Here is a 24,345-nt window from a genome sequence, read left to right as displayed (position 1 = left end):
ATTTCAAAGTAGATTTACTCTTGGATGATCAGATAGCGCGACACATTCCAAAACTTCTCTGGGTCTGTAATGGTGAGTGTTGTCGTTCTGTCTTCATTCTGCGTGAGTGTATAACTACCTTCTGGGTTCTGGGATAAGAGCTTTGGACTCGATGAGTTAATTGTCAGTGTCTTCAGTTCTTTGCTGTTAGCCTCTGTAAACAGATCTTTTGTTACATTGTTATTATCCACTTTCTTAGAGAAAAGTGATGTCTTCAAAAGACCTTTCTCCTTCAGAGTTTCTTTGTTAGCAATGATATAGTAGACTTTGTCTGACTCCTTATCTTCTTTAATTCTTTGCTTCTCTTTAGTTTTCAGTTGAGCATATTCGCGCTCCAAAGCTGCCATGTTGAACCTGTAACGCATTGCATCAACGCTGTTAGTTTGGTTCATAACGATGTATTTAAGCTGGTCTACAGTGACATCCTTACGACTTGCAACCTGCTCTAATTGGGTTACACGATCCCCTTTCTCCTTCAGCTGTGATGAAAGGAACTCTATTACCTTGTAAAGATTATCTATTGTAGGATTAGATGCTGCTGGAGCATCCACTTTCTTAACCTTTTCGTTTAGAAGTTTGTCAATCTGGTTCTGCTTCTCTTTGAGCAGCGCACCGAGCCCCCTTATCTGCTGAATAATCTTCGACTTCTTATTTGCGTGCTCTGTAGTCTTACAGAGCATTGCCTCTTGAGAAGAGATGGCATCAAGGTTAGTTGAGATCTCATCTATAGATGCTGTCAGCTGACTTATCGCCTCAGCCTCTCTGGATGGAGGAGTTACATTGATACGTTCTCTGACAGGGGTTGGACGTTTCACATCCTCACAAGATGTGAAGGCTACAACACCTACAAATGCTATCAGAGCTGTTAATTTATTACGTTTCATCTGTATAATCATCGAATGACAATGCAAAGATACTCTAATTATGCGAGGAAACGTCAGATTAAATATTAAAAATACTAATAAAAGGAGAAACTTATGCAGCTCCTCCTTTTATTATGCTATTTCTTTAAAAAACAGTAGAATATTATCTTACAATAACCTTATGTGTCTTGCCATTCGTTTCTTTGATAATATTCACACCATGTTGTATATTTTCAAGACGTTTACCTGATAGGTCATAAATCGTTTTTGTGCCTTCCTTCTGCTGCTTATAAACGCTAATACCTGTTGGATTGTCTTTTTCCCAAATAAGCGTTGTTGTCACTCCTTCTCCTCCTGATTGTTTGATATTTTCTACAATACCACTTGCATTCTGGTTATACGTAATAGTGAGATCATCATCACTTGTCCAGTCAAAATAGTGTTTATCTATCACCGTATAGCGCACAGCAGCCACTGGATGTTGGAAAACTTTTCCAAAGTATCCTGCTAAAAGTTGTCCGTATGGTGAGATGCCTTCATAATCGGCAATTGAGGTAATTGGATTAACAATTAGAGAAAAATATTTGTTGGTAATGCTTTTGTTGTATTCATAAGCTACCTGTCCTACTTTTTTGTTATCCCGAAAATGCTCTACGAGTGTAATATCTCCGTCTGTCCATGTTAATTTATACTCTGTGCCTGTACGTTCATTATTTGTTATTACAATCTTTGTCAGTTCCCCAGCTGTATTATATGTATAGTTATAGTCTGCCCAATATTCTGGTTCTCCTTCATACGGAATTAAGTTTATTTTTTCTGAAACAACTCTATTATTCTGGAGAACAGTTGTTCGGATGTCTTTATTTTTGATATTTTCATTCTCATAGAATGTTTGAACGACCTTGTCATTACTATACGTATACTTGCTACTACGTTTTAAGTCGTCGTCAGCAATATATTCAACAGACTCTATGATTCTTCCTTTTTCATCATACTTAAATTCAAAGTAAGATTTGCCGTCGGTCATCTTTAATAACTTTCTGTCGTTCTGTGCACTGATGGTCTGACCAAACACAATGAGGGTAATAAGTAATAAGTAGATTCTCTTCATATACAATATAATTAAAATTTATAAATAGTCATTCTTTTATCAATTGTAACTATTCAGCGATAATAGATATATAAGTGCATATCAATTTCTCAAACCTTAAATAAGGCTTGAATCGCATTATATGGAGTTTTGTCGTGCTTCTTAGCTGTTTCTACAATCGAATGAAGTTCAAGGAAAGCGTCTGCTCCGAAGTCTGAACGAAATGTACAGGAGTTCTTCAGTTTGATTTTTAGCTTGCGTATTCCCCTTTCGCTTCCATTATTGTCAAATGGTATCATCGGATTTTCGAGGAAATTGAAAATGTAATCTCTGCATTTGACCAAGCCTTTTCTGAACGTAATAAACTTTTTACCAAGCTTCTCTATACTCTGTTTGAGCAGATTGTCTAAACGTCGGGTCCATGACACCTTGTCTATAACGTCGTTCGGATTGGTATTTCGCTCGTGAATAGCTTCACGGAACAGATTGGTTACTTTTCCAGACCACTCTTGCTCAGTGTTCAACTCTGAGAGATATTGCAGTTCGCGGAGTAAGTGAGCAAGGCATACCTGATGGTTGAGGAAATGGAGTGCAAAGTATGCGCTATGGCGGTCGGTAACGGCAGTCATTCGTTCCAAGCTATCGCCAAATTTGTCTGCTAATACCTTCGATCCTCTTCCATCAGCACGGAAAAGCAATGTGTAATAAACAGTCTGTGCAATCCATGCCCAGTCGAGTCTTTTGTTACAGTACAAGCCGCTCTCATCGAAACCAACAACTGCTGATGACTTGATATATTCTTTAATCTTATCAATCACAGGTTGCGCATTTCTCTTTGCCTCATTCACCCAGTTCACCAGCGAGCCTTCGCTTGGAGTGAGACTGAATACCTCACGCAAAAAACTTGCTATACGACCGTATGGAAGAAATTGCACGACACTCAGATAAACCACTAAAGTCTTTACGCTTGAAGCATATACCACGTTATTTGACCGCCTTCTTGGTGCCGTCCGAATACGTTCACCACAGTTCTTGCATACCATCACATAGTGTCGGATTTCCTTGATTACGGGCTTCAACTCTGGAATGGAAATAACCTGTGTCACATAATCAAGCACACGTTCTGCATCTGATAAAGATTCTCCGCAACGAGTGCAATAGTTGGGTACCTCATCGATTATCTCGTCAGGTATGGAAGAGCAAGACAACTTATGCCCATCATGCCCCTTTTGTCCTCCCGGCTTCTTACCACTTGGCTTACGGAGGCTTCTTGTTCTTCTGATAACCTCATCATTCATACGCTCCTTGCTTGGCGGAGTACTGCTGTTATTAGAGTTCTTGTCTGGGTTTTCATATTTAGCTAAGCGTTCCCGTAAGTTTGTAAGTTCCGTATCTTTCTTACGGATTTGGAGGTTCAGAGCATTTATGTTACGGTTCAATTTCATAATCTCGGCATACTGCTGATTGACAGTTTCACGCAACAATCGCATCTCTTCTGTCATGTCTTGTAATACTTTTGATATGTCCGTAACTTGCTCTTTCATAGTCGTAAAGGTACAAAGAAAATCTGAAGTACGAAAGAAAAATAAGTATCTTTATAGCCTTTATACGAAGATTTCACAGGAGAGAATACAGACTGAACAATATCGCTGAATAGTTACTATCAATTGCAAAGTTAATAAAAAACGTTAAATAAGAGTCTGTTGACTATTAAATTAAAACCAATAGAAATTTAATGTTTCTTGTAGCATCCAATGACCCTAACTTATCTGATAGTTATGCTCCTTGAAGTAGGGGGCAAAACAAGGATCGCAAAGCTTCCTTTGCTTTCCTAACTCTGCTGGAGAATTGATGAACGAACTAATATATATGATTTCTTATCATGAACATAGTTCACCTTTGTTTGTTTTTAATTTATTACAAAAGCTGACTTATATGAAAAAAAGTTCATATTATATGCTTTGTAGATATTTTATTACACAGATAGAACAACAATAATTTTACTTAAAAATAAAAATAAACTTTACGACTTTGTTTTAAGATACTTATAGTATATTTGCACTTTCAAATAGGAATGACGTAGAACTATTGTAACGAGAATAGCTTTTTTACCTAAGGAAATATAAATATGGATGCTAAACAATGCATGATTGTTGATTTAGAACGACGTGGTGATAAGAATATGTTCATCACAGAGCAAGTTGCTTCTATAAAGAGAGTTGATAATGGAAATTGGATAATTCGCTTTTCAAATTCTCCTCGTATATTTCAATATAATAGAGCACGTATACTTTATCTTACATATGGAGAATCGATTAATCTTCATGAAAAAGGGCTATATGTTGGAAATAAACGTATAACAGATGCTGTGGAATTACTTAAATTTTCAGACAAACAGCACACTTTCTATCGTGTGACATATTGTAATGGATACTCAGAAAATCTTGATGGAAGAAATGTTTATGTGACACGTACACCAATTGACGTGTGTGGTGGCTCAACATGGGATTATGTACGAAAACTAGCTGACGAAACTGGTTTGCTAACAGAAGATGAGGAGAGTATTCTTTCCAAGCAGTATGAACTTATTGATTTGAAAAGAGATAATGTACCACTGGCTCAGTACTTAGGTAATAAAACTAAGTTGGCTACTTATCGGTTGCCACAATTGGTATATTATCCTTTTGGTTGTAATGCAAGTCAGAAGAAGGCTGTTGAAGCAGCTTTGACACATCAGGCAAGTATTATACAAGGTCCTCCAGGAACTGGGAAAACACAAACCATTCTTAATATTGTATCTAATTTGTTAGTACAGAAAAAGTCAATTCTTGTTGTTTCTAATAACAACTCTGCCGTTGAAAATGTTGCAGAAAAGTTAGAAAAAGAAGGATTAGGATTTCTGGTAGCCCAACTGGGAAGTGTAAGGAATAAGGAAAGATTCGTAAAGCTTCAGACTGGTTGTTATCCTAATATGGAGGAATGGCATTTAGATAACTCAAAAGAAGTTAGAAAGCTAGCTAAAGAGTCGCTTGCTGCTGTTTCCTTGGGCTTTACTGGGCAAACAAGATTGGCACAATTAAACGCTGAATACGATGCACTGATTACAGAGAAAAAGTATGACGAAATGCTTAAAGTGGCTGTTGGTTTAGATAATGAATGGCTTAGTACAAAGCATTCATTTAAAATAATGAAGTTACTTAATCTTTGTAAAATGATGCAAGAACAAGGGATATCTCCAAATCTGTGGTTCTGTTTAAAGTGGGCATTTTTATTAGATTTTCGTACATATTCATTGCTTAAAAATAATCTTTCAGTTGTAATAGAGCGGTTGGAAAGTGCTTATTATGTAGCCAGAAAGCTTGAGATAGAACAGGACATAGATGTAATTGAACCGCAATTATCGTCTGTAGATGTTAAAGAAAGTGCGGAAGAACTGCGACTGTCTTCACTTCAGATGTTAAAACAAGAGATCGCTGAGCGTTACGGTGCTGGGAGAAGATTTATATTTACAAGAAAGGATATAAAGGCTAAAACGGAAGAGTTCCTAAAGGAGTATCCTATAGTTCTCAGTACGACTTATTCTGCTAAGAGTTGTATCAGTAATGATTTTGTTTTTGATTACATTATCATGGACGAAGCATCTCAGGTAGATATAAAAACGGGTGCACTTGCCCTGTCATGCGCTTTGAACGTTGTTATAGTGGGTGATGATATGCAATTACCTAATGTCGTAAGTGCAGAGGAGGAAAAAGCGCTTAACGCTATTAAGGAGACATATAATGTAGATGAACGATATAATGCTGTAACACATAGCTTCTTGAGATCATGTGCAGAAGTGTTGAAAGATGCTCCAAGTACTCTTTTGCGTGAACATTACCGCTGTCATCCAAAGATAATTCAGTTTTGCAATCATCGTTTTTATGGGGGAGAACTTATTGCTATGACTAAGGATTCTGGAGAAAAAGATGTTCTGCAAGTAATTCGAACTGTAAAAGGAAATCATGCACGAGAGCATTTCAATCAGCGTGAGATAGATGTGATAGTACAGGAAGTTATGCCATTATGTGAAGATAAAGGCTCTGTAGGAATAATAACTCCTTATCGGACACAAGCTGAGGCAATTAATCGTGTGTTAGGAAAGGATATTGCAAGTACTGTACATAAATATCAAGGTCGCGAGTGTGATACTATTATCATGAGTATGGTTGATAACTTGCCGACTTCTTTCTCAGATGATAAGAATCTTCTAAATGTGGCTATTTCACGTGCTAAAAGTCAACTTTACATAGTAACCTCTGGTAATGAAATGCCAGAAGATACGAATATAGCACAGTTAATATCCTATGCAAGGTATAACAATTTTGCAGTTAAAGATAGTAAGATACATTCGGTCTTTGATTTACTATACCAACAGTACACTGTAGAACGACTAGCATATCAGGCAGAACATGCTAAGGTTTCTAATTATATGTCTGAAAATCTTGTATATGATTTACTTGTTAAAGTCCTTGATGAGTTAAGTTGGAAGAATCTTTCGGTAGTGTGTCATTATCCTTTGGCTAAAATAATATCTGATTGGTCGTTATTAACGAGTCAAGAAAAGGATTACGCAAAAAATGCTCTGACACACATTGACTTTCTTATTTATAATTCTCTGACAAAACAGCCTATGATGGCAATTGAGGTGGATGGGTGGCATTATCATAATGATAAAGTCGTACAGCAATATAGAGATAGGCTCAAAAATCAAATACTGGAAAAGTATTCCCTATCTCCTTATCGTATTTCTACAACTGATACTATTACTTCAGAAGGTTTGAAGGAGATTTTTGCTTCTCTTTAATTTAGGTTGATTATTTGATGTGATATCATAGATCTGAACTTATTTACGCTTTTATTGAATGTAAAATATGATGAAGCAAGCCTGTTGATAGCTCTTCTTTGTAAGAAGGTAGGAGTAGGTGTGTATTTCTTATTACTCAAAGTCCTTTTAGTCTACTGTCTGTGAGAAATGTAATAGTATGACTTTCTGTGGCTTCGTGTCTTTATAAAATTCAGGCTTATTAGTCCAATTACTTAATTCAGTAACAAGGGCTAATAAGCCTGAAGGGCTTTATCCTAATGCAAGGATACGTTCTAAGTCTTTTTCTTCACCTACTACCCATAGAACGTCGCCTGCCTGCAGGCATCGGGAAGGAGTGATGAGTGTGAGGTTCTTTTGTCCTTCATCAACACCCACAACCATACAGTTGTATTCATCACGGATACCGCTGTCTTTAAGGGTCTTTCCTATGAAAGGACTTGTTTTGGAGATAGCGAAACTGCGGAGTTTCATTTCATGTTTCTCTATGTCCGTAATCGTTGGCTGTAGTTCAGCCTTCATTGCCTTAGAAAGTTTTGTTAGCTGCTCATCATTACCAATGGCTTGCAGCTTGTCGCCAGGGAAGAGAATCGTGCCGCCATTCGGAATATTGATATGCTTGGAGCCACGAAGAATACTACTGATATGCACACCAAAGCGATTTCGGAGTCTCAAACTATACAATGTCTTACCAGCCCACAGAGAATCATCGGGCAGTTCAAGGTTGGTGATATGAATATCTCGGTCTATCAGATGGTCGGCAAAGAGTGGTTTCTTCTTTCCTTGTTTTTGTGCTTCGATGTCACGGCTTTGAAGGTTCTGGATAAAGAGACGTTCCAATGTAATACTTCGTTTCTTGAGCCAACGAGATAGTAGCATCAATATCAATATACCCACCGCAATGGCAATCATCAGTGCATTCTTGAAGCGTGTGAGATAGTTACATATGTAGAAGATGAAACTAAGTGCAATAAGAACACGTGCAAGAATGGTTGCAGTGAGAGGTAGACGATTGATACGGCGGTCTGTCCAAAGTGCCTTAAACGCTTCTGAGTGATTCTGTTTCATTACAATAGAACGTAGGAATGGTGCGATGAAGAGGATTGTAAGGAATCCACACACAGCATTTCCAATCCAGTGACTGCCCGTCCATTTTATAGATAAGTTTCTACAGATAGGTAGGGTAGCAGAGAACATGATTGCGATGACAGCTGCAGAGAGAATACCATAAATAAGGGTGTTGAGTATCATCTTCTTCATTAGAACCTTCCATAGATTATTAGTCGATGCACTCTCTCCTGCATTGTTTGTTTGAATATGTGTTAGACGACGCACCCATCTTTTTGGAAGATGCTTAACGAGGACGTTATAGCATGGTTCTGCCGCACGAATCATATACGGAGTGAGGAAGGTTGTGATAACTGATACGGCTACGACAACAGGATAAAGGAATTCGCTGATAACACCTAAGGACTTTCCTAATGTTGCAATAATAAAGGCAAACTCACCAACTTGTGCCATTGAGAATCCACAGCGCATAGCATTCTTGAGGGTCTGTCCACCGAGAAGATAGCCTAAGGTTCCAAACAGCGCCTGTCCGACGAGGATTGTTATAACAAGTAAGAGGATTGGTATAGCATATTGTACAATAACATCAGGCTTTACCAACATACCAACAGAGACGAAGAAGATAGCTCCAAAGAGATTCTTTACCGGATCTACAAGTCGGATAATTTTATCAGCCTCAATCGTCTCTGCTAAGATACTTCCCATGACGAAAGCACCAAAGGCTGCACTGAAACCTACCTGTGTTGATATAACAGCCATAAGACAACAGAAGCCTAATGACACAATAAGCAGGGTCTCACTGTTAAGGATTTTACGGACAGAACGAAGGAAGAGTGGAATGGCAAAAAGACCGACAACAAACCATAAAACGAGGAAGAATCCAATCTTCATGATGCTTCCAAGAAGTTGTACGCCATCAGGGCTGTTACCACTGGCAACGGTACTGAGCATTACCATCATCACAATGGCAAGGATATCCTCTAAGATAAGTACGCTCATCACGGTAGAAGCGAAGCCTTGCTGTGTGAGTCCCATATCTGAGAAGGCTTTGTATATAATGGTTGTGGAACTCATTGCAACCATACCTCCGAGGAAGATGCAATCCATCTCTTTCCATCCGAAGCTATATCCTACAATGACACCTAAAGCCAACATACAGAAAATGATGGTACAAGCGGCTATGATGGGGGAGGCTCCCATCTTGAGAATCTTCTTAATGGAGAAATCTAATCCCAATGAGAACAATAAGAAGATGACACCAATATCCGCCCATGTTTGTATGTCGCCTTGGTCGACAACACTCATGGTATAAGGCATGTGAGGTGATACGAGGAAACCTGCCACAATATATCCTAATACCAATGGTTGTTTGAGTTTCTTGAAAATAAGTGTTACAAATCCTGCTACAACGAGAATAAGAGCAAGGTCTTTTACCAATTCGGGTAGTTCTGACATAAATATTCTATGGAGTTAGAGGAGTTAGTGGGGTAGTTGGATGTTAAACCAATACCTTATTATGAGTAATCTTGTATGTGTTGTTTGTGGGAGAGGTGGGTTATAGTTGAAAATCTCATAGTTAAAAGAAAAGGAGTTAAACCAACATAAATATATAGTTCATAAAAGTGTTGGTTTAACTCCGGTATGATATTTTTAACTAATTGATTTTCTTTAGTTAATCATTAAACTCAGCCGTTAGTCGGCAGATGTTAATGATAACCTGCATCGCTTTCTCCATTACCTGAACTGAAACAAATTCGTAAGGACCATGGAAGTTTACGCCACCTGCAAAGATGTTTGGACAAGGAAGGCCCTTGAATGAAAGCTGTGCACCGTCCGTACCACCACGGATAGGCTGTACCTTTGGAGCTACATTTGCCTGCTGCATAGCCTGAAGAACTAACTCTATAACATGCATGTTAGGATCAATCTTCTCCTTCATGTTATAGTACTGGTCGTTCATCTTCAGTTCAACAGTTCCTTCACCATACTTCTCATTCATCTTCTTCACGCAGTTCTCCATGAAACGCTTGCGGTCTTCGAAATGCTCACGGTCGTGGTCACGGATGATATAGCTGAGTTTAGCTTCTTCACAGCGACTCTCAATACCGATGAGGTGATAGAAACCTTGATAACCTTCAGTCTCTTCTGGAATCTCTGTCTCTGGAATCATGTTATTGAACTCGCATGCTAAACGACTGGCGTTTACCATCTTCCCCTTAGCATAACCTGTATGAACGCTTACGCCATGGATAAACACTTTAGCACCAGCTGCATTGAAGTTCTCATATTCAAGCTCACCGAGGTCGCCACCATCAATGGTATAGCCCCATTCGCAACCAAACTTCTCTACATCAAAGTGATGTGCACCCATACCAATCTCTTCGTCTGGGTTGAAAGCAATACGGATGTCACCATGCTCAATCTCATCATGGTCGCGGAGGAAGCACATCGCTTGTACAATCTCTGCAATACCTGCTTTATCATCGGCACCCAATAAGGTTGTACCGTCTGTTACGATGAGATCTTCTCCCTTATGTTCTAAAAGCTCTGGGAACATTCGTGGAGAGCTGACCATATTAGGATTCAGTTGTATATCACCGCCATCGTAGTTCTCTACGATACGAGCGTTCACATTAGCACCACTGGCATCAAGTGCTGTGTCGTAGTGAGAAATGAAACCGATGGTTGGAATCTTCTTCTTTGTATTGGCTGGGAGAGTGGCGTAGATATAGCCCATCTCGTCCATTTCTACATCTTTCAATCCTTCACGCTCAAGTTCCTCCTTGAGATATTTCGCAAAGATGAGTTGCTTCGGTGTACTTGGCACTGTCTCTGAATCTTCAGCCGACTGTGTGTCAAACTTGGTGTAGTTGATAAATCTTTCTACTATTTCCATGATGTTACGGATATTTAGTTGTATATCTTTTTGCTGTGTCAGTGCTGCTAATTGCAGTCTGTCATTTGCAAAGATACTATTTAATTTTGAGAATGCCTAATGATAGAACATCTGCTGTTTCTTTTTAGGATTTCTTATTATGCTGAATAGGATATTACTATACATTCCATGAGTTTAGTTTTTATTCCCTTTGCTGTCATTTTAACATTTGGCGTGAACTTGTTGTAAACTAATTAGTTATATCTTTGTCGCGACTGACAGAAGTGACAGCAACTCCTGTTTTATATAGTTTCATGTCCTAAACCTCACAAGCTATTGCATTCCTTAAGAAAGAACAGTTGTTTCTTTTTTCTTTCCAAAGAATTTATTGACTGCAAGGGCTATAGCTCCATCGCCTGTTACGTTGCAAGCTGTACCGAAGCTGTCCATAGCTATGTACAAGGCAATCATTAATGCTTGTGCCTCTTCGTTAAAGCCCAAGATACTTGATAAAGGTGCTAAGGCTGCCATAATAGCTCCACCAGGTACACCAGGGGCTGCTACCATAATAATGGCAAGCATGAGGATAAAGTAAATGAATAGTCCTGGGTCGTGTGGTAGGTCTGTTAACATACAGATTGTCAAAGCACAAGCTGTGATCTTCATTGCACTACCACTGAGGTGAATTGTTGCACAAAGTGGTACGACAAATCCTGCTACCTCTTCGCTGACACCATTCTTCACTGTTTGCTTCAGTGTTACAGGAATTGTTGCTGCAGACGAACTTGTACCTAATGCAGTCAGGTAAGCTGGCAACATGTTCCACAGTAGTCTGAAAGGATTATGCTTAACGATAGCACCTGCAATACAGAACTCATAGATAAGGATGAGAACATGAAGGACGAGGATAACAATGATAATCTGTGAGAACACCAAGAGCACCTGTCGCGCCTGTCCGTTATGGGTCATACTGAGGAAGACTCCAAAGATATAAAGGGGTAGGAGAGGGATAATGGTCTTCTCTATCACTTTCTCAATAATGGTCTTAAACTCATTAAAGAGGTTCTCCATTGTGCGCAAACCACCGTATGCGATACCCAATCCAGCAATGAATGAGAAAACTAAACTACTCATCACGTCAACCATTGCAGGAATATTGATAGTAAAGTAAGGTGTAAGTTCTGTTGCCTTGTCAATATGTGGTATTGCTCCTCCTGTAGAAGCAATCATAGAGGGGAATAACCATGTTCCTGTTCCGTAGGACAAGCCGCCTGCTACAATCGTGTCTATATAGGCTATCGCTACTGTTGCAAGCAATAACTTACCCACTCCTTTTCCAATTCCAGCAATAGCAGGCGTTACCAATCCAATGATAATCAGTGGTATCATAAAGCCAAGGAACTGACTGAAGATACTATTGAATGTCAAAAATGCCCTTACTGCTGGGTCTGGGAGATAATAGCCAAGGAATAGGCCAAGTAGTATGGCAATGATAACACGTGGTAGTAGTCCAATTTTGATTTTCTTTTGCATACTCTATTCTTTTAATATGAATTATTCGATTTCTGAGCTAACGCGGTTGAACAAAAAAAGGATGAACAGTAAACAACCATACATCCTTTGTTACAATCTATGACTCCATCGGGAGTTCTGTTTCTTCTTTTTGTGACTCCGTTGGGATTCACTCCCAAGACCTTCAGAACATTTTTCTGACCTCATTCGGCTAAATGTCATCAAAGAACCGTCACTTTTCGTGACTCCGTTGGGAGTCTTTCTTTCTTTTTTGTGACTCCGTTGGGATTCAAACCCAAGACCTTCAGAACATTTTTCTGACCTCATTCAGCTAAATGTCATCAGAGGCTCGTCACTTTTTAGTGACTTTATTAGGGAGTTTTGCCACTTTTTAGTGACTCCGTTGGGATTCAAACCCAAGACCTTCAGAACCGGAATCTGACGCTCTATTCAGCTAAGCTACGGAGCCTAATGATTGTGCAAAGATACAGTAAAGTTTGCATAATTCCAAACGAACAGTAAACATTCTTGTTAAAGTTTATGATATAGAAGTGATGTTTTCAAAACTTAGTAATATCCTTTATAACAAGTGGGAATATCAGATGTAGGCTATCATAAAGTTGTAATTAGTAGACGAAATGTGTTATTTTGTAAGATTAAGGCAATGTTTGTTTCTCAGTTTGATAATAAATATATACCTTTGTGTGCAATTGAAACAACTGATAAACCATAAAAAGAAAGGAACCATAATGAGTCAACTGATAAAACTAAAAGGATATAAAGCAGTACTTGGCAAACGTCAAACCGAGCAGGGTATCAAACTTATAAAGGAGTTTTTTCAGCAGAACTTAGCTACCGAATTACGACTAAGTCGTGTTACGGCACCGTTGTTCGTGTTGAAAGGATTAGGTATCAATGATGACTTGAATGGTGTTGAGCGTCCTGTTTCCTTTCCGATTAAGGACTTGGGAGAAGCTGAGGCTGAGGTAGTACACTCTCTGGCAAAGTGGAAACGACTGACGTTGGCTGACTATGACATTCAACCGGGCTATGGTATCTATACAGATATGAATGCTATTCGAGCCGATGAAGAATTAGACAACCTTCATTCACTTTATGTTGACCAATGGGATTGGGAAGCGGTTATCACCGAAGGCGATAGAACACGTAGCTTTTTAGAGAATGTCGTTCGTCGTATTTATGCTGCTATCCTTCGTACAGAGTTCCTTGCTTGTGAGACCTATCCTCAGTTGGAACCCTTCCTTCCACAGACGATTCATTTTATTCATGCACAAGATTTGTTGGATATGTATCCTACAATGACAGCAAAAGAACGTGAAGACATTATTTGTAAGAAGTATGGTGCGGTGTTTATTGAGGGTATTGGTTGCAGATTAAGTAATGGCGAGAAGCATGATGGCCGTGCTGCCGATTACGATGATTGGTCAACTATTGCAGAAGATGGTAAGACTGGCTTGAATGGTGATATCCTCATTTGGTATCCTATCTTAGGTCGTAGCATAGAACTTTCGTCTATGGGTGTTCGTGTGGATAAGACAGCCTTACTTCGTCAGTTGGCTATAGAGAAGCAAGAAGAACGTCAGCAACTCTTCTTTCATCAGCAGTTACTCTCAGACAAGCTGCCGTTATGTATTGGTGGCGGTATCGGACAGAGCCGTCTTTGTATGATAATGTTGCACAAGGCGCATATTGGTGAGATACAAGCAAGTATCTGGCCAGAAGAAATGAGAAGAGAGTGCGAAGAGGCAGGAATGCCGTTGATCTAAAGCCTTACCCCCCCCCCTCGACTCCTCTCTTGAATCTGTGGTTACAGAACGAAGGGAAGTAATGGGCGGATTATCTGTTTTGTAGGAAAAGATGGTCAAACCAACAATGGGCGTAAGCGGCTAATCATGTTGATAAAGGAAAAAGAGCCATATCAAACTCTAAGAATGAGTTTGGTATGGCTCTTTGGGTATTACAATGCAACGCTCAATCCATATCCAGCCTATGTGTTGGTGCTCAGCACGTGTGGTGTTCATGGTAAACACCAATGGTGCGGATGGCATATTAAGTTCTAATATCTTATCGGATAGGCTCTATTTATTATCATATTCCGTATGGAAAGAGGTGTTGTTTAAGTCCTATCGAGCAGTAATCATTAATAAAGCGTGAATCTCTTATTCTGTTAGGACTCCCTCTCTCCCAACTCCCCTTTGGTCAATGACTGTTGGTTTAGGCGAGGAGCAGGGGGAATTCCCCTCCTTTGGAGGGGTTAGGGGAGGTTTTTAGTCAATAAACCTCTTTGTTATTTCTCCATACTCATCGATTCGTCTGTCACGTAGGAAAGGCCACCAACGGCGTACATTCTCACTATGGTCGAGGTTGATGCTGAGAATAACACTGTCCTCATCGTTGTCACAAGCGCGATAGAGTAGTTCTCCCTGTGGTCCAGCAACAAAGCTACTTCCCCAGAACTGAATACCTTGAGTTTGCTCGCTTGGGTCAGGTTCATGACCGACACGGTTTACAGCGATTACTGGCAAACCGTTAGCAACGGCATGACCACGCATGACTGTTGTCCAAGCTTCACGCTGACGCTGTTTTTCCTCGTCAGTATCACTACTTTCATAACCAATAGCTGTAGGGTAGATAAGCATATCTGCACCTTGCAATGCCATAAGGCGGGCTGCTTCAGGATACCACTGATCCCAGCAAACAAGTACACCAAGACGTCCTACGCTTGTATCAATTGGATGAAATCCGAGGTCGCCTGGTGTGAAGTAGAACTTCTCATAGTAAGCTGGGTCGTCTGGAATATGCATCTTACGATATTTACCAGCAATACTACCATCCTTCTCTATCACTACGGCTGTGTTATGATAAAGTCCTGGTGCACGTTTTTCAAAAAGTGATGTCACAATGACAATACCCAGTTCGCGTGCCAGCTCACCATAAAAGCCAGTAGAGGGACCCGGTATAGTCTCAGCCAAGTCAAACTTATTCACGTCCTCTGTCTGACAGAAGTAAAGTGAATTGTGCAGTTCTTGGAGGATAACAAGTTCCGCACCACGTTGTGCTAAGTTTGTAATTCCCTCAGCCAATCGCTCTATATTGTTTTTGATATCCTCAACTTTATGTTGTTGTAGGAAGCCTATTTTAAGTTCTCTCATAATAAAGGTGATTGCCCTGTTTATGTTTATTGTTCTGTATTCTTTTATTACTATTCCATCTTTTATCAACTCAAACGATAGGTGGTTTTATCCGTTTGCTGGCAGCTGCATTGTCAGACAGTGTATTGAACCATGCTGTCTGATGATAGTACGGCTGTCAATACCGATGATTTTACGATCAGGGAAAGCCTCTTGAATTGTGTCCAATGCTACTTTGTCCTTTTCGGGTTGGTTGTAGGTTGGAACAAGTACTGCTCCGTTGATGATAAGGAAGTTTGCATGTGTTGCAGGCAAACGCTCGTCATCATCATAGATAGCATCAGGCATAGGAAGACGGAGTAGGCGATAAGGCTTACCATCCAGTGTGCGAAGCTGTTTTAGCTGTTCCTCTAAGAGACGGAAATCCTCATAATGCTCATCTTCCTTATCGTCACACCCTATATATAATAAGGTGTTATTGGGTGCAATACGTACGATGGTGTCAATATGTCCGTCTGTATCATCGCCTGCTAACTGACCATAATCTAACCATATAACTCGCTCTACATTTGGGAAGAAAAGGCGTAATTGCTTGTCTATATCCTCTTGTGTGAGAGGTTGATTACGATGTGGTGCCATCAGACAACTCGTTGTTGTAAAGAGTGTTCGCTCTCCATCACTCTCTATAGAACCACCTTCCAGTACAAAATCCTTGTGGCTTTCTAATACTCCTTGGAGGAGTCCAGCTTTGTAAAGTTGTCGATTGATTCTATTATCCTTTTCTGCTGCAAACTTCTCACCCCATCCATTGAAACAGAAGTCAAGTAGGCGAAGGGGCTGGGAACTATCTTTCGATGCTTTGTTTGCTATGAGCGAAATCGGTGCAACGTCTCGTGCCCAAGTGTCATTATTGTCACAAGTAAAGAGCGTTACACGTTTCATCTGTTCCTCTGTCAGCCTTCCTTTCAGTAAGGAACTTACCATTTCTGTATCACGTGCTGTGATAAGCAATGCCTCGTATCGGGTAATGGCATCTGCCATCTGGAGATAAACTTCAGTAATCTCCTCAAGATAAGGATGCCAATCAGTATCTTCATGCGGCCATATCAGTATAACTCCGCTTTGTGGTTCCCACTCTGCAGGTAATCGAAAGCTATGATTTTCGTTTGTGTTCATAGTGCAAAGATAAGAAAAGAAAATGTGATACTTGTCTTTCCGTCTTCTTTTTTATTATAATATATTCGTTTAGAGGATGTTGATATAAAGGCACGCATGGGTTGATATATGTCAAATAGCGGGATTGATACGTGTCAATCTTATTGACGCAGGTCAAAATTTAATAGAAAAACAAAGTGAAAGTGTAAGTTTCCTTTGTGAGATTTTGGAAAGTGTACTAACTTTGCAAGCACAAAACAACACAAACGGCACCTCAATAGGATAACAAAGAGGTAGCCACTGAAAGGGCTTCAGTCTCAATAGGGACATAGGTAAAAGATTGTATAACTCAATAGAGGAAAGGAAACGTTATGAAAGAGAAAGTAAAGAATATGAGTGTTATGCGTAAGATGTTTCATTATATGACAAATGTCATCCGTGAATACAATATAGGTCGTGTAAACTGTTTGGCATAAATCAGAAACAGACTTATTCTTGCGCGATTCGCATGTAGTAAAGAAGAATAATTGAGAGAATATAAAAAAGAATCGGGTTAGAGTCAATTGACTTTAATCCGATTATTGTTTATGGAAGTTTCTCGATTTATTTGACTTTGTTTATGAACTTAGGGAAGAATGTATAAAGTTTTGTGATTGTTTTAACATGTTAAAGAATCCCTGATGTATTTGTGGATAGATGAACTAATATAGGTTTACTCGCTTTTCTTGGTTTATTTGTAAATGTTATATTTGTTTAAAATGTAATGTTTTTGTTTATGATAGAAAGAAAAGTTTTTCTTTAGCTTGTATATTTAATCTAAATTACTTAAATTTGTCCTCGGTTAAGTAATAGATGAAAACAATAACCTGTTTGTGAAGAGGTGTCACTTAAGACTTCCCCACCATAGTAGCAACGTGGTTCAAATAATAAAACAAAAAAAGAATGCCCTGGGGAGTCGGCTCAAAAAAGTTATGGAAGAAATGAATACTCCTAAGCCAAATAACAATTTGGCTCTTGCGATTTTTACAACTGTATGTTGCTGCTTGCCAGCAGGTATTTATGCAATCATTCGCGCTATGAAGGTGAATGAGCTTTATATGATGAAGCAATACGATGAAGCTGTTTTAGCTGCTAATGACGCTAAAAAGTGGAGTATTATTGGTATTGTTGCAGGTGTGATTGGCACTATCCTTTACTTTGTTTGCTTTGGTGGTTTGGCTGCATTGAGCACAATGGCTGGATCTCACTAAATCCTTGAAACGTACTATAAAGTGTATAGGTTGGCTCTGTTTGGGAGCCTCCCTATTAATTCTATATTATTTCTATAACCCTGTTACGACTTTATGGGCGCCTAAATGTCTCCTTAAGGTCGCAACAGGGTTACAATGTCCTGGTTGTGGCATTCAACGTGCGTTGCATGCTTTATTGCAAGGGCGGTTTTCAGAAGCAATCCACTATAATTATTTTCTTTTATTTTCTGGACCATACATCTTATCATTTGGAGTACGCGCCTTACTTCCAAAAGGGAAGGCTAAGGATAGTCTCACAAAGGTAATAGAAGATAAGCGGCTTATATGGTTGTATATAATTCTCTTTTTCATTTGGTTTATTGTGAGAAATATCCTAAAGATATAGTGGATATAGGTTTGGGGAACATGTAAAGTTATATAAATTATTAAACCTAAGGTAATCATTATGGAATCAGATAAGGTGAATCATATATTGATGATGCTTTCATCAAAAATCCCTGCAGGAAGTATTCCGAGTGTTCGTACAAGATTGGAAAACACTGATATTAGTGAGTCAGAGATATTGGCTCTCCAGTCTCAGATGAAAGATCCTTTGCTATCAATTCTTTTGTCAATATTTATAGGATCACTTGGTATTGATCGCTTCTATATTGGAGATGTTGGTTTAGGTATTGGTAAGTTGTTGACAGCTGGTGGTTGTGGTATCTGGTGGCTTATAGATATCTTTTTGATAACGGACGCAACTAAGCAGAAGAATTTAGAGCAGTTGTCATACTATCTTCGCTAAGAAAGATTAAACCTGCTGGGTTAAATAAGATATCCTTGTATAGTTATTTCTTGCTGGAATAACTATACGAGGATATTATGTCATTTTATGTTTCATTATGTAGGCTTACAATAAGGCTACAGTTTCTATCTTAACATCTTCTGTTGGACGGTCGTTGCGGTCTGTATCGCAGTTTTGTATACGTTCAACGATGTCAAGACCTTCCTCCACCTCACCGAAGACGGTGTACTGATTATCGAGGAAAGGAGTACCACCAACATTAGTATAAACCTCTATTTGTTCTTCTGTAAAGGAAGGCTTACCTTGTTGCTTACAAGTTGTTTTTGTTTGTTCTATCAGTTTGTCTTGTAGCTCTTGCAGTCCTACACGGTCACGATTACGTCTTAAATTCATTATCTCCTCGTGATGTTCTCTTGTAAGCTGATTGAATACCTGCTGCTCTTGTTGCATTGCCATCTGATGCTCCATTTGCTTCAGTTCTGCAGGCTTAAAGGTCTTTCCCCATACAATGTAAAACTGACTACCACTGCTTTCTTTCTCAAGGTTAACTTCATCACCTGTGCGGGCTGCACTCAAGGCACCACGTTTGTGAAAGTATTGTGGATACACAAATTCAGCAGGAATGGTATAGTCTGGTCCACCTGTACCTAACATCTTACCCTTTGGAGCATTCTTACTATCTGGATCACCACCTTGTATCATAAAGTCCTTTATTACTCGGTGGAAGAGCGTACCATTGAAATACCCTTCCTTTGCAAGCTTTAAAAAGTTATCACGATGTTTTGGAGTCTCGTCATAAAGGCGAATAATGATATCGCCTTCTGTTGTTTTTATTTTAAGTCTTGTTGCCATAGTGCAATTTATGATTGTTTCTTAATGAAGATGTTTGTTGTGAATTGATTAGCATTTACTTGTCAATTATAAACCTGTCCACTTTCCTCACAGTCCTCTTGCCTTATAGATTCTTTCTTTGGCGTCATTAATCTCCTGGAACTTCTTTTCAGCAGCCTTTCGGATATCGTCTCCAAGTGTAGAAACACGGTCTGGATGATGTTTAAGTGCCATCTTGCGGTAAGCAGCCTTGACCTCATCGTCTGTTGCTGATGGAGATACCCCTAATACTTTATAGGCATCTTCAATGTTACTACTTGCTTTTGCTCCACTTTCTAAGTTGAGCATGGACTCTATGTCTTGCGCAGAAAGACCAAGATATAAGGCAATCTCTTTCAGTGCAACAACTTCTTCTGGGCTTACTATGCCATCTGCTTTTGCTATGATGACAAGGTAATTTAGTAATTGTAGTCGTTGACTGACACTTGTATGAAAACGTATTTCAACACAGCTCTTACGGATTGTTTCTTTAAATTGGTAAGGGCCTTGTTGCTTCTGTAAATCAAATAACTTTAGCAGAATTGATTCTCCTTGGCTTACAGCCTGCTCGCCGAAGTTATGACGAAGGAATTGGCGTACATATTCCATCTCAGAGTGCATTATCTTTCCATCGGCTTTTATAATGTAAGAGGAAAGGACAAGCATAGAGAACAAAAAGGAGTTGCGGTCTTCTTCAAACGGACGCGTGCCTCCAAAATGACTTTGCTCGCCATATCCGTTCTGCCTATCACCACCTCTATTATCGCCTGCAAATGCTTCGTCAAGCATTGTTCCTATACAATAGCCAACTAAACCACCCAGCATATTTCCGCTAAGTATCCAGCCTAATGCGCCACCAATCCATTTGCCTATTGCCATATTATCTTCTATTTATATGAAATAACACCTGTTTATAGTTTCATATTGACCTATAAACAAAGATAGTGCCAAAATATGTTGGCTTATTGATTGTAAAGATTAATAAGAAGACTATATGAGGATTATGCAATTGCATTGTTAAATGTTTTGATAGTCTGGAATTGTCTCAAGGAAAGCGTATGTTTGATTCTCATAATCCATTTTACAGATATAAGTATCTAAGCCATTTGATACGATCAGATAATCAACATGAAGTAGGAGGTTGTAAACGGATATCTGTTCAAATACTTTCTGTGTTAATGGTATGTTAGGTGCTTTGTATTCAATAATCATCCTCGGACGAAGCTGATTATCGTAAAGCACACTATCAGCACGGACTTTCTTCTCGCCAACTTGTAGTGGAACCTCGTTAGCAAGTAGGGTAACAGGGTAGCTCTTATGTTCAATGAGATAATGAATAAAGTGTTGGCGCACCCATTCCTCTGGCGTGAGTGCTATATACTTCCTGCGAAGTACATCAAAAATCTGCTTTCGTCCGTTTACCTCTCTTACTCTAATCTGATAAGGAGGGAGGTTAAGATGCATCATATCTAAATATCTTATATATAATAAGGTTTAAGGTGTATAGTGAAAGTCAAATGAAAATTTTGTTTTCTATCTCTTTTCTATTAACTTTGCATGAAAGACCATACTGCAAGATATAGGGAGATATGTTTCCTAAGATAGTTTTCTATCAATATAGGACTTATAATCTCAGTCTTCTTGCCTCTATATATGGTTTATCTTTTATGCAAAGTTAATAAAAAAGTAAATGCCAGCAAAGCAAGGACCAACATTTCAGAGTATTATGCAGGATCTGAAGAATAAGAAGTTTGCTCCCATCTATATGCTGATGGGGGAAGAGTCTTATTATATCGATCAGATTTCTGGCTATATAGCAGAGCATGTTCTTTCTCCAGAAGAACGAGATTTTAATCAGACTATCTGTTTTGGATCAGATGTTACAGCTGTACAGGTAGCTGATATGGCACGACGATATCCTATGATGGCGGAGTATCAAGTGATAATCGTCAAAGAGGCACAGAATATTCGTTCTTTGGAAGCATTGGAGAAGTACCTCAAAAATCCCGTAAAATCAACCATCCTTGTATGGTGCCATAAAAACGGGAAAATTGACGCACGTAAAAAAGCTGTAGGATTGGCACAGGCTGTCGGTGTCGTTTTTGAAAGTAAGAAGTTGCGCGACTATCAGCTACCAGATTTTATCCAAAGTTATTTGAAGGAGAGAAAAGTTAGTATCGATTCAAAGGCATGTCAGATAATAGCTGATCATATTGGTGCAGATCTTAGTCGTCTTACTTCTGAGTTGGATAAGGTGCTTATCTCTCTTCCTGCAGATAATCTTCGTGTCACCCCAGAAGTAGTGGAGAAGGAGATAGGTGTCAGTAAAGACTTCAATGCTTTTGAACTTAGAAATGCGATTGTACAGAAGGATTGTTTTAAAGCAAATCAGATTGTGAAATATTTTGACAATAATCCAAAAGCTGGTTCTCTTTATTCTTTCCTTCCATTACTCTTTTCTTATTTCCAAAGTTTGATGATAGTTCATTATTCTCCTCGAAAAAATACGGAACAAGATATTGCTGCTGCTTTAGATTTGCGTAATACATGGGGAGCTAAAGATTTTGTAATAGGGCAAAAGAATTATTCTGCTCGCAAAACGATGGACATAATTTCTAAGATTCGAGATATCGATGGAAAGAGTAAAGGATTAGATAATCCTAATACTGGTGCAGGAGATTTGATGAAAGAGCTAATTTTCTTCATACTTCACTAAAAAATAGAAGGCTTTTTGATGCTTTTGAAGCATAAAAATCTCCTGTTTTTATCAGAAATCATAATTTTTTAAGCTAAAAGGAGCACTCTGAAAAGAGTGCTTTTTTTATGTTTTCTATTGAGTAATAGGGTGGTTAGCTCATTTTACCCTCTTCATTTTTCGCGTATTTTTTGTCTTCTTTATCCTTGTTCGTAAATACTTTAAGCACGCAAAAAATGGCATTTTTTCGTAATAGCTGATTTATATTTCACATTCTTTTGGTTTTAGTTTTCTAAAATAGAAAACATATATTTTCCTACTTTATATTTGTATATGTTGAGAGATAGGAATGATTTTTGTATTAAAAACTGCACATACAAAAACGTATTTGCAAATTAAAATTAGAATATTTGTGTTTATAAATCAATATGTATTTTTATACATTAAGTAGTTCTAATAGATAATTCGTTGTTAATCAGTCATTTATTATAATGTATTGATACTTTTATCAGCTTAAACTCTTGTTATCTCCCTTTTTATTGCATATTTTGCTATTTTAGGTTTGTATACGTCAATAAAGGTTGTTTATAGCCAGTAATTTAGAGTTTTATGCTTATTTATTCCTTTGATATCATATAGATTTGTATATATCATTTTATAAATGTATATTAGAAGTGCACATGTTTAGCTATTTATATTTGTGAAATGTAAATATCAAAAGTAAGATATACAAATGAAATATCCTCAGTTCATTATTTTGATATTTAAAATATTATGTTTACCTTTGTAAAGTTATTAAAGAGGTGCCTAATCAGCTTAAAAACTCCTCTATTTGCTAACGAACGATAGAATTTGGATATGAAAGATCGAATCAGACAGCTTATGGAGAGTCAGCATATGACTCAACAAACTTTCTCAGATTTCATAGGAATCTCATCAGCATCTCTCAGTAGTATTTTTACTGGAAGAACAAAACCGACTCTAAATACAGTTGAAGCTATCAAGAGTAAGTTCACAAAGATTAATCTTGATTGGCTTCTGTACGGACAAGGACCTATGTTTAAGGATCAGGTTACTGAACCTAATTCTTCAACTGGAGAAGCCGAGATGGTATCTCCTGGAGCCTCTGAGGGTATGCTTGACTTTCCTTATCCTACTCCATCCTCACAGCCAGAGACAGAACAGATAAGCTCTCCATATAGTGATAGTATGTATAAAAGTCCATCTCGTACAGAGGTAAAGTATATTGACAAACCGCAACGTCGTATCACGGAGATTCGTATCTTCTTTGATGACCAAACATGGGAGACTTTTGTACCAAAGAAGTAAGTCTTCGGAATGCGAAATTGATATTTAAAGAATAGCACTCGGAGTTTGTAAATGTATTCGTTAACTTCCGAGTGCAAAGTTACATTAGATATCTCTTAAAACAATTTCTAAGTAGCGTACATTATTCTATAAGAATCTATGTAGTCTTTCATACAAGCCTTTGTTTCTATTTTGATGTATTTGTTCTTACTATAAAGAAATAGGTGTTTATAGCATGCAAACGAACTTTAAGCCCACAAAGGTCTTTTCTCTTATTTATACTACAGGGTTCTTACGTTTTTATTATGTCTATATAGAGTTTTGAAGTGCTACGTTAGACTTAAATTTAAGCATTTACTTACAAAACTATTTTCGATTTAGTTTGCTGTCATTTTAACATTTAGCACAAACTCCTTATAAACTAATTAGTTATACACTCTCTTTGGATGACAGTAATGACAGTAAAGTGTAATTTGATAAAGAATATTTTGATGGTGAGTTATTTGTCTCAAATCAGTCTTCTGGGTACTAAAACAGAAAATTTGAATAATATCTAATAATAGTTATTAGAAAATAAAGTTTGATACTGATTGATAGTCAATGTCTTACGATATTAACTACGAATAAGTTATCCTATCGAGGTTAAATGATATCTAATGACCGTCATTAGAATGTGACGTTTGCGAATAGTTGTTATTCAGGGACTTACGTTATCAAACACGGATAAACTGTTCTTTTGTTGTCTTAAATGTGTATGGACAGCTAACTATTTGCGCGTACTCAACGTTTCTTCTTGAAGAAATAAAGCACCTTTTTTCTA

19 protein-coding genes and 1 tRNA gene are annotated in these 24,345 nt (G+C 38.3%); 8 read left to right on the top strand and 12 right to left on the bottom strand.

Features of this window, described 5'->3' with window-relative positions:
• Positions 1–14: 14 nt before the first annotated feature.
• The 3 genes from FIU21_RS09000 to tnpC form a co-directional block, all read right to left on the bottom strand.
• Positions 15–923 carry a Cbp1 family collagen-binding glycoprotein adhesin gene (locus FIU21_RS09000; protein WP_004360099.1) on the bottom strand — a complete coding sequence of 303 codons (909 nt, stop codon included), beginning with the start codon at positions 921–923 and terminating at the stop codon, positions 15–17.
• Positions 924–1,065: 142 nt separating this feature from the next.
• Positions 1,066–2,013, bottom strand: coding sequence for a DUF4595 domain-containing protein (locus tag FIU21_RS08995; RefSeq protein ID WP_004360100.1), 948 nt, complete (start codon positions 2,011–2,013; stop codon positions 1,066–1,068).
• 89 nt (positions 2,014–2,102) lie between these two features.
• Positions 2,103–3,536: an IS66 family transposase gene (gene tnpC, locus FIU21_RS08990; protein WP_172891364.1), complete on the bottom strand. Its 1,434-nt coding sequence runs from the start codon at positions 3,534–3,536 to the stop codon at positions 2,103–2,105.
• A 584-nt stretch (positions 3,537–4,120) separates the two neighbouring features.
• Between tnpC and FIU21_RS08985 the strand changes: the two genes are divergently transcribed.
• Entirely contained in the window at positions 4,121–6,835 is a 2,715-nt protein-coding gene (locus FIU21_RS08985) for an AAA domain-containing protein (RefSeq protein WP_004360101.1), read from the top strand.
• Between the two features lie 270 nt (positions 6,836–7,105).
• Here the strand turns inward: FIU21_RS08985 and FIU21_RS08980 are convergent, their stop codons facing one another.
• The 4 genes from FIU21_RS08980 to FIU21_RS08965 all read right to left on the bottom strand — a co-directional run bounded on the left by FIU21_RS08980 (position 7,106) and on the right by FIU21_RS08965 (position 12,777).
• Positions 7,106–9,376: a cation:proton antiporter domain-containing protein gene (locus tag FIU21_RS08980; RefSeq protein WP_004360102.1), complete on the bottom strand. Its 2,271-nt coding sequence runs from the start codon at positions 9,374–9,376 to the stop codon at positions 7,106–7,108.
• A 217-nt stretch (positions 9,377–9,593) separates the two neighbouring features.
• Positions 9,594–10,817 (bottom strand): peptidase T, encoded by a 1,224-nt coding sequence (gene pepT, locus FIU21_RS08975; RefSeq protein WP_004360103.1) that lies wholly within the window; start codon positions 10,815–10,817, stop codon positions 9,594–9,596.
• Positions 10,818–11,141: 324 nt separating this feature from the next.
• The gene (locus FIU21_RS08970; protein ID WP_004360104.1) at positions 11,142–12,329 is read right to left on the bottom strand and encodes a dicarboxylate/amino acid:cation symporter; all 1,188 of its coding nucleotides are present in this window, start codon (positions 12,327–12,329) and stop codon (positions 11,142–11,144) included.
• A 374-nt stretch (positions 12,330–12,703) separates the two neighbouring features.
• A tRNA-Arg gene (locus FIU21_RS08965) sits at positions 12,704–12,777 on the bottom strand.
• A gap of 280 nt (positions 12,778–13,057) precedes the next feature.
• Between FIU21_RS08965 and asnA the strand changes: the two genes are divergently transcribed.
• Both asnA and FIU21_RS13425 read left to right on the top strand, forming a co-directional pair.
• On the top strand, positions 13,058–14,095 hold the full coding sequence (gene asnA / locus FIU21_RS08960; RefSeq protein ID WP_004360106.1) for an aspartate--ammonia ligase: 1,038 nt from the start codon (positions 13,058–13,060) through the stop codon (positions 14,093–14,095).
• 165 nt (positions 14,096–14,260) lie between these two features.
• Positions 14,261–14,389, top strand: a complete 129-nt coding sequence (locus FIU21_RS13425) for a hypothetical protein (RefSeq protein ID WP_257880887.1) — start codon at positions 14,261–14,263, stop codon at positions 14,387–14,389.
• Between the two features lie 207 nt (positions 14,390–14,596).
• Here FIU21_RS13425 and FIU21_RS08955 read toward each other — a convergent pair whose 3' ends face one another.
• Together FIU21_RS08955 and FIU21_RS08950 are read right to left on the bottom strand one after the other, a co-directional pair.
• Positions 14,597–15,481 (bottom strand): carbon-nitrogen hydrolase, encoded by an 885-nt coding sequence (locus FIU21_RS08955; RefSeq protein ID WP_004360107.1) that lies wholly within the window; start codon positions 15,479–15,481, stop codon positions 14,597–14,599.
• Positions 15,482–15,568: 87 nt separating this feature from the next.
• On the bottom strand, positions 15,569–16,636 hold the full coding sequence (locus tag FIU21_RS08950) for an agmatine deiminase family protein (protein WP_004360108.1): 1,068 nt from the start codon (positions 16,634–16,636) through the stop codon (positions 15,569–15,571).
• A 950-nt stretch (positions 16,637–17,586) separates the two neighbouring features.
• Between FIU21_RS08950 and FIU21_RS08945 the strand changes: the two genes are divergently transcribed.
• The 3 genes from FIU21_RS08945 to FIU21_RS08935 are packed head-to-tail and all read left to right on the top strand — an operon-like array spanning position 17,587 to position 18,652.
• Entirely contained in the window at positions 17,587–17,865 is a 279-nt protein-coding gene (locus FIU21_RS08945) for a CD225/dispanin family protein (protein WP_004360109.1), read from the top strand.
• Positions 17,866–17,869: 4 nt separating this feature from the next.
• Entirely contained in the window at positions 17,870–18,250 is a 381-nt protein-coding gene (locus FIU21_RS13470; RefSeq protein ID WP_316905116.1) for a DUF2752 domain-containing protein, read from the top strand.
• A 60-nt stretch (positions 18,251–18,310) separates the two neighbouring features.
• On the top strand, positions 18,311–18,652 hold the full coding sequence (locus tag FIU21_RS08935; protein ID WP_004360110.1) for a TM2 domain-containing protein: 342 nt from the start codon (positions 18,311–18,313) through the stop codon (positions 18,650–18,652).
• Between the two features lie 105 nt (positions 18,653–18,757).
• Here FIU21_RS08935 and FIU21_RS08930 read toward each other — a convergent pair whose 3' ends face one another.
• From FIU21_RS08930 to FIU21_RS08920, 3 genes are all read right to left on the bottom strand, one after another.
• Positions 18,758–19,504 carry a peptidylprolyl isomerase gene (locus FIU21_RS08930; RefSeq protein ID WP_004360111.1) on the bottom strand — a complete coding sequence of 249 codons (747 nt, stop codon included), beginning with the start codon at positions 19,502–19,504 and terminating at the stop codon, positions 18,758–18,760.
• Positions 19,505–19,591: 87 nt separating this feature from the next.
• Positions 19,592–20,401: a DnaJ domain-containing protein gene (locus FIU21_RS08925; RefSeq protein WP_004360112.1), complete on the bottom strand. Its 810-nt coding sequence runs from the start codon at positions 20,399–20,401 to the stop codon at positions 19,592–19,594.
• A gap of 138 nt (positions 20,402–20,539) precedes the next feature.
• Positions 20,540–20,989, bottom strand: coding sequence for a type I restriction enzyme HsdR N-terminal domain-containing protein (locus tag FIU21_RS08920; RefSeq protein WP_004360113.1), 450 nt, complete (start codon positions 20,987–20,989; stop codon positions 20,540–20,542).
• Positions 20,990–21,212: 223 nt separating this feature from the next.
• Here FIU21_RS08920 and holA point away from each other — a divergent pair, with 223 nt between their 5' ends.
• Together holA and FIU21_RS08910 are read left to right on the top strand one after the other, a co-directional pair.
• The gene (gene holA, locus FIU21_RS08915) at positions 21,213–22,238 is read left to right on the top strand and encodes a DNA polymerase III subunit delta (protein ID WP_004360114.1); all 1,026 of its coding nucleotides are present in this window, start codon (positions 21,213–21,215) and stop codon (positions 22,236–22,238) included.
• 837 nt (positions 22,239–23,075) lie between these two features.
• The gene (locus FIU21_RS08910; RefSeq protein WP_172891363.1) at positions 23,076–23,546 is read left to right on the top strand and encodes a helix-turn-helix domain-containing protein; all 471 of its coding nucleotides are present in this window, start codon (positions 23,076–23,078) and stop codon (positions 23,544–23,546) included.
• Positions 23,547–24,345 lie beyond the last annotated feature (799 nt).

Origin of the sequence: Prevotella melaninogenica, assembly GCF_013267595.1 — a bacterium.
GTDB classification, from domain to species: Bacteria; Bacteroidota; Bacteroidia; order Bacteroidales; family Bacteroidaceae; genus Prevotella; species Prevotella melaninogenica_D.
Note: the sequence above shows the minus strand (reverse complement) of the source record. Positions and strands in the feature narration are given on the sequence as shown.

Excerpts from the sequence above, each read along its gene's own strand:
- FIU21_RS08985 (WP_004360101.1), top strand. The coding sequence starts at position 4,121 with ATGGATGCTAAACAATGCATGATTGTTGATTTAGAACGACGTGGTGAT.
- FIU21_RS08925 (WP_004360112.1), bottom strand. The coding sequence starts at position 20,401 with ATGGCAATAGGCAAATGGATTGGTGGCGCATTAGGCTGGATACTTAGC.
- FIU21_RS08980 (WP_004360102.1), bottom strand. The coding sequence starts at position 9,376 with ATGTCAGAACTACCCGAATTGGTAAAAGACCTTGCTCTTATTCTCGTT.
- FIU21_RS08945 (WP_004360109.1), top strand. The coding sequence starts at position 17,587 with ATGGAAGAAATGAATACTCCTAAGCCAAATAACAATTTGGCTCTTGCG.
- FIU21_RS08955 (WP_004360107.1), bottom strand. The coding sequence starts at position 15,481 with ATGAGAGAACTTAAAATAGGCTTCCTACAACAACATAAAGTTGAGGAT.
- FIU21_RS08970 (WP_004360104.1), bottom strand. The coding sequence starts at position 12,329 with ATGCAAAAGAAAATCAAAATTGGACTACTACCACGTGTTATCATTGCC.
- tnpC (WP_172891364.1), bottom strand. The coding sequence starts at position 3,536 with ATGAAAGAGCAAGTTACGGACATATCAAAAGTATTACAAGACATGACA.
- holA (WP_004360114.1), top strand. The coding sequence starts at position 21,213 with ATGCCAGCAAAGCAAGGACCAACATTTCAGAGTATTATGCAGGATCTG.
- FIU21_RS08910 (WP_172891363.1), top strand. The coding sequence starts at position 23,076 with ATGAAAGATCGAATCAGACAGCTTATGGAGAGTCAGCATATGACTCAA.
- FIU21_RS08930 (WP_004360111.1), bottom strand. The coding sequence starts at position 19,504 with ATGGCAACAAGACTTAAAATAAAAACAACAGAAGGCGATATCATTATT.
- FIU21_RS08935 (WP_004360110.1), top strand. The coding sequence starts at position 18,311 with ATGGAATCAGATAAGGTGAATCATATATTGATGATGCTTTCATCAAAA.
- asnA (WP_004360106.1), top strand. The coding sequence starts at position 13,058 with ATGAGTCAACTGATAAAACTAAAAGGATATAAAGCAGTACTTGGCAAA.
- FIU21_RS08995 (WP_004360100.1), bottom strand. The coding sequence starts at position 2,013 with ATGAAGAGAATCTACTTATTACTTATTACCCTCATTGTGTTTGGTCAG.
- FIU21_RS08950 (WP_004360108.1), bottom strand. The coding sequence starts at position 16,636 with ATGAACACAAACGAAAATCATAGCTTTCGATTACCTGCAGAGTGGGAA.
- FIU21_RS13425 (WP_257880887.1), top strand. The coding sequence starts at position 14,261 with ATGAGTTTGGTATGGCTCTTTGGGTATTACAATGCAACGCTCAATCCA.
- FIU21_RS08920 (WP_004360113.1), bottom strand. The coding sequence starts at position 20,989 with ATGATGCATCTTAACCTCCCTCCTTATCAGATTAGAGTAAGAGAGGTA.
- FIU21_RS09000 (WP_004360099.1), bottom strand. The coding sequence starts at position 923 with ATGAAACGTAATAAATTAACAGCTCTGATAGCATTTGTAGGTGTTGTA.
- pepT (WP_004360103.1), bottom strand. The coding sequence starts at position 10,817 with ATGGAAATAGTAGAAAGATTTATCAACTACACCAAGTTTGACACACAG.